We start from the raw sequence: 16933 nt of genomic DNA, 5'->3' as shown, positions 1-16933 counted from the left end.
GCCCGTTTGACACAGGTGGCAGGCCGCTACCGTGTTTTCCCGCACGGGGGCATTTTACACCAAGGCAGGTATCCTGACTGACTACGATAACCCATGTTTCGCCTTCCCGTTAAGTGGCCTTGAAACACAGCGTAGTTTACAGTTGCGGGTACAGTTCAGGGTTCGCACCTGATTCCCTATGTTAAGTTTTAAGCTCACCTTAGCGTTTAAGCGTTGCTTGTTATAAGATAGCAACGCTGGCTATTGTAGCAGTAAAAGGTTAAAGCAGATATCGGATTACTGCTTTGCTTTATTGCGCTCTACCGGTGAAATTTATTACGCATAGGGTTAACTTTTATCCTGCAATTTTAACGATAACTGCTAGGCTTAAGCTATTTATAAAATCTGAACGCTGCAAGCCTCAGGGCTAAACACCTGACATGGAGCAACCTATCACTATGACAAAAACACTCAACGTCTTGGCCATCTGCGGCAGTTTACGCGCTAAATCGACTAATCGGGGTATGTTGCTATGGGCACAAGCACACGCACCAAAAGGTATGAAAATCCACCTGGCCGACTTATTAGATGTGCCCTTTTATAACGCCGATTTAGCAGCGAAACCTGCTGCTGTCAGCCGGTTACTTAACGATTTCGCCCAAGCAGATGCATTAATTCTGGGCTGCCCAGAGTACAATTACTCACTGGCCCCCGCTTTAAAAAACGCGCTAGATTGGGCATCGCGTGAACCTGATAATTACCTATTACGTGGCAAGGCGGTGGCTATTATGGGAGCGGCAGGGGGCATGGGTAGCTCGCGCGCGCAATATCATTTACGTCAAGTCTGTGTATATCTCGATTTACACCCGTTAAATAAACCCGAAGTTTTTGCCAATGCGTTTAGCGGCGCTTTTGACAACGAAGGACATTTAATTGATAGTAAAATCCAAGAAAATATCAAACAGCAACTGCTCGCGTTGGCGGCATGGCAACAAAAACTGCAGCCGTAAACTGATAATACTTTGCAAGTTAGGGATATTTTTAGCGCTCTTGTAATGGAACGGGTAACACTATTCGCCTGACGTTGCTTTATTTACTCATAAATAGCTGAACCGCATCTCACAAGATGTGCAAACGCTAAGACTAAACGGATTGATCTGATGAAATGGCTGCTACTTTTTAGCGTAATGATCTGGAGTGTGTCGTACGCCGAAACGGCAGAGACATTGCCGTCAAAACTTCAATTTCGCGAAGCGCTAACCTCACCTGCAGCGCAATACAGCCAAGCTTTGTTGTCTGAAGCCTATCGGCGTTTAAATATTGATGCACACTTTATTGATATTCCGTTTGGCCGAAGTTTATTAGAGTCGAATAAAGGCAGCTTAGATGGTGAGCTAGCTAGGGTGCTGGATGTCACTAAGCATTACCCTAACCTCGTCGCAGTACCCTATGTGTTGTTTGATACCAAGGTTTATTTGTATATCAATCAGCAACGCTGTGCAAAATGTAGCCTAGACGACGTGCCAAGCTTGGCTTATGTCCGTGGCTCTTTGGTGCTGGAAGAAATGTTAAAAAAGCTGCCGCCTTCGCGCCAAGTGATTAGCTCTGGCAGTATCGAAAGTACCAAAAATTTATTTTTAACCGGCAAAGTCGATGCCGTGATTTTTGCGGCTTACCAGCTTAATGCACAAAGCGAATTCCCGATTAGCGAGCAATATATTTTTAGCTTACCTGATTACCATTTACTTCATCGCGACCACAGCGCCTTATTACAGCCCTTGGCAAATATGCTGTTTCAATTAGAGCGTGAAGGCTTCACCGAAAATTTGCGTCTACATTTTGGTATTGCCGCCCCAAGCCGACAATTACAAACGGGGCAGCAACCCTTTGCTTACTATTAACCGCTGCATGATTCCATAACAAAGCCCCACAGAGCGGTCATACCGATCAGTTTAGTGTTAAGCATAACGCGGTTTGCTTAGCCAACACGCCATAAGTCTTTCTTGAGGATTCTTTGCGGCCATCCATGGCCTGCAACAGTTGATTTAGCGAAAACAGTGTTATGCTTAACTCACGCGCATTAGCTTAACGGAGCTTATGTTTAACGTGTATATTTATCTAACCACTGAAACACTTCGTTGTACCAACGCACGCGGTTATCCGGGTTTAAGATCCAATGGTTTTCATCTGGAAAGATCACCAACCGTGAATCAATGCCTTTACGTTGTAAATTAGTAAAAGCCCCTAAGCCCTGAGCATAAGGCACACGGAAATCTTTTAAACCGTGGATCACCAACATCGGTGTTTGCCACTTTGCGGCATGCGCCGCTGGATTAAACTTTTGATAATCTGACTCAGCCTGCCAAGCTGGCCCGCCTAAATCAAACTCAGGAAACCACAGCTCTTCTGTGCTGCCATAAAAACTCGGCATATCATACAAACCGGCATGGTTCACTAGGCATTTAAAGCCCTCTGGCCAGTTACCGGCGATCCAGTTCATCATATAACCGCCGTAAGAAGCCCCCAGCGCACAAGCACGTTCGCCATCAATCCAAGGCTGAGCTTGCACAATATACTCAAAGCCTTTTTGCAAATCGATTAAGGGTTTGCCACCCCAATCACGGCTAATCGCATCAGTAAAGGCTTGACCATAACCGGTAGAGCCATGGAAATCGACCATGACCACCGCATAGCCTTTAGCCGCATACATTTGCGCATTCCAACGCTCGTTAAACATATTACCGAAGCTACCTTGTGGCCCACCGTGCACCAAAAAGGCCATCGGGTATTTTTTGCTTGGCTCAAAATTCCACGGCTTCACTAAATAGCCGTATACGGTGGCATCATTTGCGCCTTTAAAGCTAAATTGCTCGTAATCACCAAACTGCACCTGATCGCGCCAGTGGGCGTTAACATCGGTTAATTGTTGTAATTGCGAACCATCGGGCCCAGTTTGAAAAATCTCTGCTGGCATATTTAAGCGATGATTGGTAAACACAATTTTATCGCTGGCAACCTGTAAGTTACCGGCATAACCATCACCATACACTTTGACGACATCACCAAAGCTGGTGTTGATGGCATAAATGCTATATTGCCCCACATCTTGGGTAGTCACATAAATAGTACGATTATCTAAGCCAAACTGATAATCAGAAATCGAGCGGTCCCAGTTTGGCGCCACTTCTTTCTTCTCACCGGTCACCAGATCCAACAACATTAAACCAAAGCGATCGGCTTCAGCGCCGGGTTTTTTCATAGCCAAATAAGCCATAAAACGGCCATCGATGGAGAATTTTGGCTTTGCATCCCAAGCGGGGTTATTGGCGGTTAAATTAACTTTTTCACCACCGCTAATCGGTACCTGAAAAATATCGTAATTGGTATGCCAGGCTTGATCGACGGCAGGGATCTTGGCACTAAACACCAGTTGCTGATTATCAGGCGTGAAAGATACTTCACTGATCCCGGCAATATCGGTGTTCCAATCGGCCATCAGATTTTTCGCATCCGTTAATACCTTGTCACCAAGGGTAGCAACATGCAAATGCTCACGATACTGATCGCGCCAGTGATCCCAATGTCTAACCATAAGCTGGTCATAAGCCAAGGCACTGTCTTTTTTCTCGGCGTCTTTGGCTTGCGCATCCAAGGTGCATTGCAACGTTTGGCAGCCCGGTTTCACGGTCAACGCTAATGCCAGGGTTTTGCCATCAGCGGCCAATTTAAACGCATTTACGGGTACCGGCAGTTGCGTGACTTGCTGTGCTTCACCACCGTCTAACGACAACCGCCAAATTTGATTACTGCCACTACGATTGGCAATAAAGAAAATACTCTGGCCGTTAGGATGCCACTGCACTGCAGTTTCACGGCTACTGTGTGTAGTCAGGCGTTTCACACTGCGATTTTCACCCAGCGTCATTAAATACAAATCATGGCTGGTATCGGCGGGAGCAAAACCGCCATTGCTCTGGCTGTAAACCACCGCTTGACCATCTGGCGCTAACGCCACATTACCCACTTTATTAAATTGGTTTAGGTGCTCGACCGTCAGCGGCCCCTTTGCCATGGCCGTACTGCTTAAAATACAGGCAGCCAGTAACGTCAGTTTTTTCATCAGTTCCCTCGGTTAGCAAAAGGCCGCAGTCGTTGCTGCGGCCTGTTATTATTATTTCGAGCCTTTGCTTAACTTGGCATCTAACTCAGCGATGTTCGCTTTCCAAATCACCGGCCCTTGTTGGTGCACATTATTACCGTTGCTATCAACAGCAACCGTCACCGGCATATCTTCAACATCAAACTCGTAAATCGCTTCCATACCTAAGTCTGCGAATGCCACTACGCGGGCTTTTTTAATCGCTTTTGACACTAAGTATGCCGCGCCACCTACCGCCATTAAATAGGCTGCTTTGTGTTGCTTGATACTGGCTACGGTTTTATCACCGCGCTCAGATTTACCAATCATGCCCAGTAAACCGGTTTGCGATAACATCATATCGGTAAATTTATCCATTCGTGTTGCGGTAGTTGGACCGGCAGGCCCTACTACTTCATCACCTACCGCATCAACTGGGCCAACGTAATAAATAAATTTGTTTTTAAAATCAACGCCAGCGGGTAAGCCTTCGCCTTTATTCAGCATATCAGCAATACGCTTGTGCGCCGCATCACGCCCTGTGAGCATTTTACCGCTTAGTAATACTGTTTCACCGGCTTGCCAGCTTTGTACTTCCTCGGGTGTCACGGTATCAAGGTTGACCCGTCGCACTTTATCGCCCAGCTCCCACGTCACTTGTGGCCAGTCTTCCAATTTAGGCGGCTTGATATCAGCCGGGCCGCTACCATCTAAATGAAAATGTAAATGCCGAGTAGCCGCACAGTTCGGGATCATCACTACCGGTAAAGATGCGGCGTGGGTCGGTACCGATTTGATCTTAATATCAACAACCGTGGTCAAACCGCCTAACCCTTGAGCGCCGATACCTAATTTGTTCACTTTTTCGTACAGTTCAACCCGCAGTTTCTCTTCTGCGGTCTCTGCGCCTTTATCCAGTAAATCTTGAATATCCACGGGATCCATTAAGGATTCTTTGGCCAATACCGCCGCTTTTTCAGCCGTACCACCGATACCAATACCTAGCATGCCTGGTGGACACCAGCCGGCACCCATTTTGGGCAGGGTTTCAAGTACCCAATCCACAATAGAATCTGACGGATTTAACATCGCCATCTTGGTTTTATTTTCAGAGCCACCGCCTTTGGCCGCAATCATCACTTCAACGTGATGGCCTGGGACTAAATCAATGTGCACCACGGCTGGGGTATTATCTTTGGTATTTTTGCGCAGACCAGCAGGATCAGCAACAATAGAGGCTCGTAGCGGATTGTCTGGGTTAAGATAAGCACGACGGGTGCCTTCATCAACCATTTGCTGTACCGTCAAGTCGGTTTTATCCCACTTCACATCCATACCGATCTTCACAAAACAGGTGACGATGCCGGTATCTTGGCAAATAGGCCGGTGGCCTTCTGCCGACATGCGCGAGTTAATTAGAATTTGGGCGATGGCATCTTTAGCCGCTTGGTTTTGCTCTTTATGGTAAGCCACTTCCAGCGCTTTGATAAAATCCAGTGGGTGATAGTAAGAGATATACTGTAATGCATCTTCGATACTATCAATAAAATCTTGTTGGCGAATAACCGTCATGCTTACCCTTCCTCAGTCGCCAAACTTGGCGAGACATTTAACTATTGATGTAGGTACTGGTATGATAGCGTGCATCGAAAACAGCGGCTAGTCCCAATCATGCAGCAGTATCTAATCTACGACGCGAAAAAGGTTCCTGACCCGATATTTTCTCTGTTAAGCCTGTTCGAGGTATTTGCTGAGCAGCCTTGGTCAATGTTTCTTGACTCGGCAGATGCCAGCCATCCGAACAGTCGTTATCAGATTATGGTTGCCGAGCCCATTGCCACCCTGACCAGTCAGCACGGCCAGACCATTTTAACAGATGAGCACGGCGCCCATCATTACACAACCGATCCGTTTAAGGTATTAGACTGTGCGCTAAAACGGTATTTTCCTCAGGTCATTAGCAGTGAATTGCCCTTTCATGGCGGTGCTCTGGGCTATTTTGCTTATGATCTTGGCCGTTACCTGGAAAAACAACCTAGCCTGGCAGCCGCGGACATTCACCTTCCGGATATGGCACTTGGGCTTTACAGCTGGGCACTGATCTTTGATCAGCACAGCAAGCAATTGTGGTTTACTGACTACACGGGCGATGCCGAAGAAAATTGGTATAAGTTACAACAACGCTTACAAGCGGCACCTCAAACGTCAAGCCACTTTCAATTAACCTCAGCTTGGCAAGCCAATATGAGCCAACAGCAATATCAAAAAAAGTTTGCGCAAGTACAACAAGAGTTACTTAGCGGTAACTGCTATCAAATTAACTTAGCGCAGCGCTTTAGTGCAAAGTATCAAGGGGATGAATGGCAAGCCTATAAACTGTTACGTGAGAAAAATGCCGCACCTTTCTCGGCGTTTATTCGTATCCCTGAAGGTGCGGTGATCAGCATGTCACCTGAGCGTTTTATTAAACTTACCGATCGACAAATCGAAACCAAACCGATTAAAGGCACTCGACCGCGTGGGCTTTGCCCTGAGACCGATCAAGCTGAAGCCGAAGCGCTGACCCTATCTGAAAAAGATCGCGCTGAAAACGTGATGATTGTCGATTTACTGCGTAACGATTTGGGTAAAGTCAGTGAAGCCGGCTCAGTGAAAGTACCGGCATTGTTTGCTATCGAAAGCTTCCCAGCGGTACACCACTTAGTCAGCACTATTACCAGCACCTTAGCAGCGCCTTACAGCGCCTGTGACTTATTACGCGGTGCCTTTCCAGGAGGCTCGATCACCGGTGCACCGAAAATCAGTGCTATGCATATTATTGAGCAGTTAGAACCGCATCGGCGTAACGTGTATTGTGGTGCTATCGGCTATATCAGCAGTAACGGCAATATGGATACCAATATTGCCATTCGTACCTTGGTTTGCGAACAAGGACAACTGCATTGCTGGGCCGGCGGCGGTCTGGTGGCAGACTCTGATGCCGATAGCGAATATCAAGAAACCTTAGATAAAGTTGCCCGCATTTTACCGGTACTCTCGGCTACTCGCTCTGATCAGGACGATGATGTTAGCCGCGCAGTTTAAAAATCGCTTTTTGCTGCAGCCTGGTTTGCCGCCGCAAAGTGAGTTACTGCCTATCGAGCAAGCCACGCACGTTAAACAAAGTGCGGTGCTGGTGCCGATTATTGATTATGGCGACAGGCTCAGTGTGTTATTTACCCAGCGCTGCTGGCATTTAACCCATCACCCAGGACAAATTAGTTTCCCGGGCGGCAAACTGGAACACGCTGAAACGCCTGCGGCCGCTGCGCTACGTGAAACCGAAGAAGAAATTGGCGTTAAAGCCAACCGTATTCAGCTATTAGGGCAGTTGGGCTCACATCATACGCTGACCGGTTTTCAAATTAGTCCCTGGGTGGGCTTGTTGCCTGCCGGCACTCCGATCATTGCCGATCCGGCTGAAGTCAGCGCGGTGTTTGAAGTGCCACTGACTTTTTTTCTCGACCCACGGAACTGCCATGAACTGTGGCTGCCTTTGCGCGGGCAGGCTCGACAACTGCATTTTATGCCTTTTGAGAACAAATTGATTTGGGGTGCCACCGCAGCCATCATGGCGCAATTGCTGCAACACATCCGCTAACTGAGCTTTAGCGCTGCCAACCTGTAACGTTTTCAATACACCAGCGTGCTATTTGCTTCGGTAAACTCAGAGACGGCAGCTCTGCTCAACGGCTCGCAGCTTACAGTCTGTCGGTGCTTCAGCTACAATGGCCTTAACAACACCCCTGCATAAACCAAAATGGAAACGGCCGGGTGCAAGGATTTGCCCACACGCTAGCCCTGCCCTCTGTTCGTCAGCCAATGAGAATTCAGAAGTAGATTTATTATGATTATCAGTGCATTTGATATGTTTAGTATCGGTATCGGCCCCTCTAGCTCACACACGGTTGGCCCGATGCGCGCCGCTAAAAAGTTTACCGAAGACTTAGCACACAATGAGATGCTACCTCAGGTAGCCAGTGTAAAAGTAGAGCTTTATGGCTCACTTGGCCAAACCGGTATTGGCCATGGCACCGGCAAAGCCGTTATTTTAGGCTTATCGGGCTATCTGCCAGAAACCATTGATCCTGATGCCGTTGACGGTATTTTAAAACAAGTACACGACAGCCAGCGTTTACAATTGGCACAGCAACACTCGGTCAGTTTTGCCCGCGAAGGCGCCATTATGTTTCATCGGCGTAAAACGTTAAAAGAACACTCTAACGGCATGGAGCTGATTGCTTTTGATGCCGAGAAAAATGTCTTGCTGCGCGAAATCTACTTTTCGATTGGCGGTGGCTTTATTGTTAAAGCCAGCGATTTTGCCAAAGAAAAAGAAGCGGCCAGCCAATTTGCCGCCGATAACCCGCCTCCCTTTCCGTTTGAATCGGGTGCAGAGTTACTCGCGCTATGTAAAGAACACGGCTTTTGTATTGCCGGTTTAATGCAAGAAAACGAAAAAGTACTGCGCAGCACCCAGCAAATTGAAAGTGAGTTAAATAATATCTGGTTAACGATGCGCGCCTGTATCGAACGGGGTATTCGAACTGAAGGCATCTTACCCGGCGGCCTGAAAGTGCGGCGGCGCGCGCCAGGGCTCTATAAACGTTTAATCGCTGAAAAAAGCAATGATCCGTTGCAAGTGATGGACTGGGTTAACCTGTTTGCGTTAGCCGTTAACGAAGAGAACGCCGCCGGTGGCCGTGTCGTAACAGCGCCGACCAATGGTGCTGCCGGTATTATCCCCGCAGTGTTGATGTACTACGATAAATTTATTCAACCGGTAACTCCAGAAATCGCCTCGCGTTATCTCTTAACGGCAGCGGCTATAGGTATTTTATACAAGAAAAACGCCTCAATTTCTGGCGCTGAAGTGGGCTGTCAGGGCGAAGTTGGGGTTGCGTGCTCCATGGCCGCCGCCGCCTTAACGGAAATTCTTGGAGGCAGCCCCTCACATGTCGAGAACGCCGCCGAAATTGGTATGGAGCATAATCTAGGGTTAACTTGCGATCCGGTTGGGGGTTTAGTGCAAGTACCTTGCATTGAACGTAACGCGATGGGTGCTATTAAAGCCATTAACGCTTCACGCTTGGCGATCCGTGGTAGTGGCGATCACAAAGTCTCGTTAGATAAAGTAATTAAGACCATGTGGGATACGGGTAAAGATATGCAAACCAAGTACAAAGAAACGTCACGTGGTGGTTTAGCGGTTAATATTATTGAGTGTTAATCGCTTTATAATATCCCTGCTTGTTCAAGTGAAGTCAGTAAGGCCTATGCCTCACTGACTTTGCTAAGCAAGTTAAACATACTCAATCTTGCCTAACCCCTTAACCAAGTGCGCTTTAAAATCTTCAAGCTGTTCTAAAGCAAAGACAAAGCTCGGTAATTTGTTGCTATTAAAAGGTAACGAAAAATACACTTGCTGCTCCACCACATCTAGCGCCACTTTTTGTACTTTCTTTATTTCTATATTCGCCTCGCCAATCAGCATTTGCTCAGCATTAAAGCGCACATAATTCTTCGGATCGTTGATCAGCAATGGTTTTGGTGCTTTAAATAACGACGGTAGCCAAAAAGGATAACTCAGTAAAAGTAAACCATAGAGCGTTTCGAACAGCCAAAACTGGTCAGTTATATAGCGATACGCTAAGTAGAGGATGCTCAATAACAACCAGATTGCAAACATGATGCGCGGTTGTTGGTAAAAAGGCTTAGCCTGCACAGCCGATGGTATTGTACTTAACTTGGTCATTTAACTGCTAACGTCCTTGTTCATTTGAGCGTTCGTTAATAAAACGCGATAACTGCGGCCCATGCCATACACTAATAGGTTACCAGCCGGTTCTCGCGGCTTAATTCATGCCTCTTAAACCGTCTGGTGTTATTTAGCGCCTTGCAAACCTGTTTCATCCCAGTCTGCTGCAGTAGGCTCAACGATTTCCGCCGCTTGATAATCTTTTAATAACTGCTCGGCCCGTGGCATGTCTTCATCAGCCACAAATACATTTGCAAAGCCCATTGTGCCAATATCGCCAACAGCGCCTTGTAAATAATGCCCACCAACATGTGCAGGGATATCATGCGCTTGTAGCATACCGGCAACGATATGGGCTTCGATTATTTCATGAGCTCGAAAGACTATTTGCATACTTCATCCTTTTCTTTGAGCTTAGTTGAATAACCAGTTTGCCACCAGCACCGCACCAAAGCAATAAAACAGCATTGGCCACAGGGTATAGCGGATGATCTCACCTTCACGGCCATTTAAATTAACCACACTGGCCGCCGCCACCACGTTCACCACACAAATCATATTCCCGGCATTGGCGCCAAGCATTTGTAAGGCCAGCACCAACTGGCTATTCACGTCAGCTTCTACCGCCATGGCGTGCTGAAAACTGCCAAACATCAGATTAGAAAAGGTTGCAGAGCCTGCGATAAAGGAACCTAAGGCGCCAACAAAAGGCGCTAGCCATAACCAACTCTCTGCTAAACTGCCTGCGGCTAGCTGAGCTAAGGCCATCGGCATCGCCGGCAAACCCGCGTCATTCAAATCAGAGTGTAAAAAAATCCGCACCATGGGCACGGCAGCGGCCAAGGCAATCACGGAAGGAAGCAACATCTTGTAACTGTCTTTAAAGGCATGGCGCAACGTCTGGCGCGGTGCCGCCAACATAAAACAGGCTAAAATAGCAATGACCACAAAAATCGTGCCCGGTAAATACAAGGGCGCAACACTGACATTTAAGCTAGAACCGATAATACCCTGCCATTGCCAACTCACTTGTTGTAACCCGCTTTTAAAGGGTAAAGCCGGCACGCGGCTTAGCACCAGCAACAACGCGACCATCAGATAGGGTAACCAGGCACGCCAAAGACTTAAGGTGGGTGCAATGCTTGGCTCTGTTGATAGGGAAGAATTAGCTAACACGCTCGGCAGTAAAAAACGGTACTTGGCGGCAGTGCAAACCAAGGCTAAGCCCACTAAGGCACCTAATACAGAGGGAAACTCTGGACCAAACGCCCACGCCACCCAATAAGCTGGCACAGTAAAGGCTAAGCCGGAAAACAGGGCAAACGGCGCCATAACAAAACCGGCGCGCCAACTGGCAGGCGTACTGAAAAAACGGGTATACAGCACACACATAAACAGCGGTAGCCAAGAGGCCACCATCATATCAATACTAATTGCAATAAGGGCTATCTGCTGTAATTCGCTGGAGGAAGTGCCGGGTACACCTTGCGCAATCCCCACTAACACCGGCGTACCCACCGCGCCGAAAGAGACTGCACTGGAATCGGCAATCAGTGCCAACACCACGGCCGCTAGCGGTGGAAAACCCAAAGCGACGAGTAAGGGTGCAGCAATGGCAGCCGGGGTACCAAAACCGGCGGCACCTTCTAAAAAGCTGCCAAATAGCCAAGCAATGATGATCAGTTGTACGCGTTTATCCGACGAAATCTGACCAAAACCCTGTTTAATGACCTCTAAAGCACCACTTCGCTTCAACACATTGAGCAGTAAAATAGCGCCAAAGATAATCCAAATAATGGTCGCGGCAATCACTAAGCCTTCTAACACGGCAGCACTTAATTGCTGTAACGGCATCTGCCACACGCTATAAGCCAATAGCGCGCTAAGCAGTAAACTCAGCGGCATCGCCTGCTTTGCTGGCAGGCGACATAACACCAATAAGATAAATACACTGAGCAGCGGCATGGCCGCTGTCAGAATTTGCCACAGGGTCATGCCACGCTCCTTGGGCTTATTACTGGCTGGTCACTAAAGACGCCTGATGTTTTTCTTGCCGACTAGGCATGGCACAAATAACGAACACAAATAATCTACCTATGGTCGGAATAAAACTAACAAGCACCCACCACGGATTCCAGCCTATACTGCGTAAACGACGAACCGTGGCGGCGGTGATTGGCAAATACATAAACAACATATAGGTCAAAGCGACCATGCCTTTAGTACGTAAAATGGCATCAATGATTAAGAACACGACAATCACCACCAGATGCAGCATATAAAAATGCACATATGCTTTGCGTTCCGTTAAACCACGCCAATCGGCATAACGGCCAAACTCCTGCATAAAGTTACGGAACCACTTTGGTACATGCTTTTTAGCATCTTCCAGCATCACATATAGCGCCGGGATCAACACTAAGGTAATCACCGTAGCGAACAAAATACCAAAAGCCAACGACACCGCCATAGGCACCACAATTTTTGCTTGTAAGCTGCGCTCAAATACAATCGGCACTAAACCCACAAAGGTGGTTAATGACGTCAGCAAAATGGCGCGAAAACGTTGCGCACCGGCTTCCACCACCGCTTGCTTAATCGCGATACCTTCTGCCCGTGCCCGGTTCACAAAGTCAACCATGATCAAACTGTCGTTTACCACGACCCCAGCCAGCGCGACCAAACCAAATACGGACATGATACTTAAGCTTAACCCCAACAACATATGGCCGATTAACGCACCGACTAAACCAAAGGGGATCACGCTCATAATAATTAACGGTTGCGCATAAGACTTTAGCGGTACCGCCATCAAGGCATAAATACAGAACAAGGCAAAGGCACCGGCAATTAATAAATCACGAATGGCATCCACTTCATCCTGACTTGCGCCATCAAGCTCACCGGTAACACCTGGGTATTTTTGTTCCAGCTCTTTGATAAGGGTCTTACGCACTTCGGCGACCACTTTACCCGGTTCAATACGCGCTTTGTCAGCCGCCGCGGTTATGGTTACGGCTCGTTCACCATTAACCCGGTTAATGGCACTAAAGCTGGGCTGTAAGGTGTAACTGGCAATTTGTGAGAATGGCACTTCGCCGCCGTTAGCGGTGCGCACACGCATATTCTCTAAATCACCAATCGAACGACGCTCTTCTTGTGGGTAGCGCACCATCACTTTAATTTCTTCGCCATTGCGCTGAATACGCTGCGCTTCGGCACCATAAAAACCATAGCGCACCTGACGCGCTAAATCAGCTAAAGTGATGCCTAACACATCGGCCTCGGGCTTTAGCGCCAGCACAATTTCATCATTGCCGCCGAGCAGGTTATCTTCAATATCAAAGACCCCTTCATAAGTGGCTAAACGCTCTTTTAATTCTGCAGTGGCTAATTGCAAATTAGCCAAATTACTGCCGCGTAATTGCAGCGCAATGTCAGCCCCGCCACCAAAACCAGAGCTACTGAGTTTAAAGGTTTTTAAGCCTGGAATTTCTGGGATCTGTTCACGCCAGCGTCGACCAATCTCGTTGCTGTCCACTTCGCGGCCTTCGCTTTTATCCAGCTCTACCGTAAATTGTCCTGCGGTGTCGCTATTAAGGGAAACCAAGCGATGTTTCACCACTAAATCTTCGCCTTCTGCTAACAGCTCTTTATCTACCCGCATTAACGCTGCTTCAATTTCTTTCATGGCGAGCACCGTTGCTTCGTTTGAAGCGCCCTCTTCCATTTGCACCGTAGCGCGTAAGATATCATTCGGCACATCAGGAAAAAACACCCAACGCACAAAACCGGCCGAAATGACCCCAAACATTAAAATCAACAAGGCAAAAAATACCGCCATGGTTAAATAGCGAAATTCGATGCATTTCTCAATAAAAGGCCGGTATTTCTGTTGAATAAAGTGGTTTAAGTGGCGAGTAACCGCGCCACGGATTTTTTTCAGGGTATTGCTACCAAAACGACCTAAAGCATAAATACCGCCTTTATCGGGATCCCAAGGTTTGGTGTCCATATTGGCAATGTGCGCCGGTAAAATCAGCTTAGATTCCACAATCGAAAACAATAAACACAACACCACAACCCAAGCAATCGAGCCCCAAATAGCCGATTGTGCGCCGCCGACCAATAGCATCGGCACAAAGGCAGCCACGGTGGTTAACACCCCAAAGGTGGCGGGCATCGCCACTTTTTTTGCCCCAGCAATGACCGCTTCGGTTGACTTGCCACGTTTTTCAATTTCGGTATAGGCGCTTTCGCCGATAATAATGGCATCATCGACCACTATCCCCAGCACCAAGATAAAACCAAATAAGCTGATCATATTGATGGACACATCAAAAAAGGGCAGCGGTAACATGGCCAAGGCACCCAAGAAACAAATTGGAATACCCACCATCACCCAAAAAGCAATGCGGAACTCTAAGAACAGCGTGAGCGCCAGCAGCACCAATAACACGCCATACAGCAAGTTACTGGTCATTAAATCCAAGCGGCCTTGCAAGTAATAGCTAAAATCGCCCCAATAATCTAACGAGATACTCGGTGGCAGCTCATTGCGCTTGTTTTCAACATATTTTTTAACTGTTTCAGCAATTTGTAGAGTGTCGTCTTCACCTACCGCATCAATGCGCACCGTCACGCTGTTTTGGCCATTAAAGGTCGCTAAACTGGCGCGCTCAATAAAACCGTCGGTCACTGTCGCGATATCACTTAATGTTAAGCGAGTACCATCAGGGTATTTCACTAACACAATGTTGTCGAAATCGTTTTGATCGTAAGCCTGGCCCTTGGTGCGCAACAAAATATTGCCGCTTTCTGAACGGATCGAACCACCGGGTAAATCGACCGAACTGCCGCGAATAGCACTGACTACTTGATCAAAAGTTAAACCGTATTCACGCAAGCGTGATTCAGGGATCTCAACAGAGATTTCATAGTTTCGAGCAGACATGACATCAACCTTACTCACACCCGGCTGTTTTTTAATTTCATCGCGAATGGTTTTCGCCAGTTCTTTTAATGCTGCCTCTGAGGCTGCACCATATAACGATAAAAACATCACATTACTTTGAAAACGAATCCGATAGACTAATGGCCGCTCGGTTTGCTCTGGCAAAGTAGAAATAGAGTTCACCTGCGTTTTTATCTCTTCCATTACCTCGGTGATGTCATACCCCGAAGCAATTTCGGCCACAACCGTACCTAAACCTTCAACCGCCGTTGAGCGAATACGTTTTATACCGTTAACGCCCCGAATACTTTCTTCAATTTTATCTATAACGCCGGTTTCCACTTCTTGTGGCGCAGCACCTAAATAAGGCACCCGAATATTCACTTGCTCTAGCTGAATTTCTGGAAAACCTTGTTTTTTTATGGTTAATACTGCGGCTAATCCGGCCAGCAGTAAAATGATCATCAGTAAATTGGCAGCTACGCTGTTGCGAGCAAACCAAGCAATAATGCCCGTTTCTTTATTCATTGCCGGTTGCCTCAGTTGAGCTTGCTAGTTGCTCGGTTGTTACCGCAGGCGAATCATTATCTGATACATTCTTGGGCGTATCTCCCGCCACGCGCACCACAGTGCCGCCAATCGGATTGGTGACCGGTGATACCACTAAACGATCGTTCGGCATAAAGCCCGCATTGATATAGGCAAAATTAGCATCAGCGCGTGCTAGGTTAACTTGGCGAAATTGCAACGTGTTTTGATCATCGACAATTAACACCCGATTACTTACTTGCAGTAAATGCCGAGCCACTTTGACCACTTGTGTCGCGGCAATACCACTGATTTCAGCTTGCACAAAACGACCAAATTGTAGCGGCTGGCCGGCAGCATTTTGCCGCTGATAAGGATCGGCGACTTCTGCCACGGCATAGATGACGCGGCTGCGCTCATCTAACACGCCTTCGGTACGGACGATAGTGGCTTGCCATTGCTGCGGCTGACCTGCTACCACAGTGCTTAAGCTCACCGGAATAGACAAGCTTTGTTGCGTGTTGGCTGGCGGTAAAAAACCAAAATCGGTATCCGTTAGTGGTAAACGAATTTCGGCAATCTCAGTGCCGTAAATCATCCCTAACTGAGAGCCGCGAGTGATAAATTGCCCTAAGTTGGCGCTGCGGCTATTCACCATACCGGCATAAGGCGCTCGGATCTGCGTTCTGTCTAGATCACGCTGTGCCCGCTCTACTTCGGCTTCGGCTGCTTGCACGCTGGCTAAGGCACTGGCCAATTGCGGTTGGCGCAAACCTAACGCTGGGGCTTTGCCTTCGGTAAAAGAACGCCACTCGGTTTCAGCCACGCGGCCACGGGCTTTTTCTTCTTCTAGCTGTGCCTTGGCACCCGCCAGTGAGGCTTGCGCCGCCTTGACTGCAGTTTCGTAATCGGCCGGATCCACTTGAAATAATAAATCGCCTTTTTCAAAAAAACCGCCGACCACAAATTGCTCAGAAACCGCGACAATACGCCCGGTAACTTCAGAGATCAGGGTTGTTTCAAGCTTTGGCGTTACCGTACCTTGCGAAGCAATTTTATAAGTAATGTCTTCGGCAGGTAACTCAGCGGCATTGACTAATAAAGCTAAACGCTGCTCTGCCACCTTAGCTGGGGGTTTACGCAACTTTGACAAACCGTAAGCGGAGGCAATGGCAAGTACCAGTATGATGATCGGCAAACCGACCCGCATAAATTTTGAAGACATAAGATGATCCTGAGTTTAATAAAAATTTTCTATTTGCCATCATACGCAGAATTACGACAGATCGTTGCATTGCTCTGTTAATTTTTGTATCGATAAAAATACGCCGCCAACCCTTGTCCCCAATACCTTTTAAAACGCTGTTGCAAGCAAAGGCGCTAGTACAAAGGGCTTAGCGCTGTTCGCCAAACAGCGAGTGGCAGCTAGACCTTGGCAAGCCGTATTATTACGCCTGAATGCAAAAAACATTTTGTTACAAACTAATGATGCCCAAAAACCTGCCATGCTTAATTTTTAGGCATTGGCAAAATCGTT

12 protein-coding genes and 1 riboswitch are annotated in these 16933 nt (G+C 47.6%); of the genes, 5 read left to right on the top strand and 7 right to left on the bottom strand.

Annotation, left to right across the window (positions count from 1 at the left end; genetic code table 11):
- Positions 1-46: 46 nt before the first annotated feature.
- A riboswitch (cobalamin riboswitch) is annotated at positions 47-217 on the bottom strand.
- A gap of 220 nt (positions 218-437) precedes the next feature.
- Both ACUJFK_RS08840 and ACUJFK_RS08835 read left to right on the top strand, forming a co-directional pair.
- Positions 438-989, top strand: a complete 552-nt coding sequence (locus ACUJFK_RS08840; protein WP_445426718.1) for an NADPH-dependent FMN reductase — start codon at positions 438-440, stop codon at positions 987-989.
- A 150-nt stretch (positions 990-1139) separates the two neighbouring features.
- Positions 1140-1880 (top strand): ABC transporter substrate-binding protein, encoded by a 741-nt coding sequence (locus ACUJFK_RS08835; protein ID WP_445426717.1) that lies wholly within the window; start codon positions 1140-1142, stop codon positions 1878-1880.
- Positions 1881-2080: 200 nt separating this feature from the next.
- Here the strand turns inward: ACUJFK_RS08835 and ACUJFK_RS08830 are convergent, their stop codons facing one another.
- The gene (locus tag ACUJFK_RS08830; protein WP_445426716.1) at positions 2081-4099 is read right to left on the bottom strand and encodes a S9 family peptidase; all 2019 of its coding nucleotides are present in this window, start codon (positions 4097-4099) and stop codon (positions 2081-2083) included.
- 51 nt (positions 4100-4150) lie between these two features.
- Positions 4151-5689 carry a fumarate hydratase gene (locus tag ACUJFK_RS08825; protein ID WP_226750955.1) on the bottom strand — a complete coding sequence of 513 codons (1539 nt, stop codon included), beginning with the start codon at positions 5687-5689 and terminating at the stop codon, positions 4151-4153.
- Between the two features lie 99 nt (positions 5690-5788).
- On the opposite strand from ACUJFK_RS08825, the gene pabB reads away from it, so the two are divergent.
- From pabB to ACUJFK_RS08810, 3 genes are all read left to right on the top strand, one after another.
- On the top strand, positions 5789-7201 hold the full coding sequence (gene pabB, locus ACUJFK_RS08820; protein WP_445426715.1) for an aminodeoxychorismate synthase component I: 1413 nt from the start codon (positions 5789-5791) through the stop codon (positions 7199-7201).
- Entirely contained in the window at positions 7179-7757 is a 579-nt protein-coding gene (locus tag ACUJFK_RS08815; protein ID WP_445426714.1) for a CoA pyrophosphatase, read from the top strand. Before pabB ends, ACUJFK_RS08815 begins: the two co-directional genes overlap by 23 nt.
- A 249-nt stretch (positions 7758-8006) precedes the next feature.
- Positions 8007-9386 (top strand): L-serine ammonia-lyase, encoded by a 1380-nt coding sequence (locus tag ACUJFK_RS08810; protein WP_226751001.1) that lies wholly within the window; start codon positions 8007-8009, stop codon positions 9384-9386.
- A 72-nt stretch (positions 9387-9458) separates the two neighbouring features.
- On the opposite strand, the gene ACUJFK_RS08805 is transcribed toward ACUJFK_RS08810, so the two are convergent.
- The 5 genes from ACUJFK_RS08805 to ACUJFK_RS08785 form a co-directional block, all read right to left on the bottom strand.
- The gene (locus ACUJFK_RS08805) at positions 9459-9911 is read right to left on the bottom strand and encodes a hypothetical protein (protein WP_445426713.1); all 453 of its coding nucleotides are present in this window, start codon (positions 9909-9911) and stop codon (positions 9459-9461) included.
- A 129-nt stretch (positions 9912-10040) separates the two neighbouring features.
- Positions 10041-10307, bottom strand: coding sequence for a putative signal transducing protein (locus tag ACUJFK_RS08800; protein WP_306176628.1), 267 nt, complete (start codon positions 10305-10307; stop codon positions 10041-10043).
- A gap of 21 nt (positions 10308-10328) precedes the next feature.
- Entirely contained in the window at positions 10329-11909 is a 1581-nt protein-coding gene (locus ACUJFK_RS08795) for an L-lactate permease (RefSeq protein ID WP_445426712.1), read from the bottom strand.
- A 19-nt stretch (positions 11910-11928) separates the two neighbouring features.
- On the bottom strand, positions 11929-15396 hold the full coding sequence (locus tag ACUJFK_RS08790) for an efflux RND transporter permease subunit (protein WP_445426711.1): 3468 nt from the start codon (positions 15394-15396) through the stop codon (positions 11929-11931).
- Positions 15389-16621: an efflux RND transporter periplasmic adaptor subunit gene (locus ACUJFK_RS08785; protein ID WP_445426710.1), complete on the bottom strand. Its 1233-nt coding sequence runs from the start codon at positions 16619-16621 to the stop codon at positions 15389-15391. The genes ACUJFK_RS08790 and ACUJFK_RS08785 overlap by 8 nt, the downstream gene beginning before the upstream one ends.
- Between the last annotated feature and the right edge of the window lie 312 nt (positions 16622-16933).

It is taken from the genome of Alishewanella sp. HL-SH06 (assembly GCF_052656265.1).
This window is presented reverse-complemented; position numbering and strand designations above follow the sequence as displayed.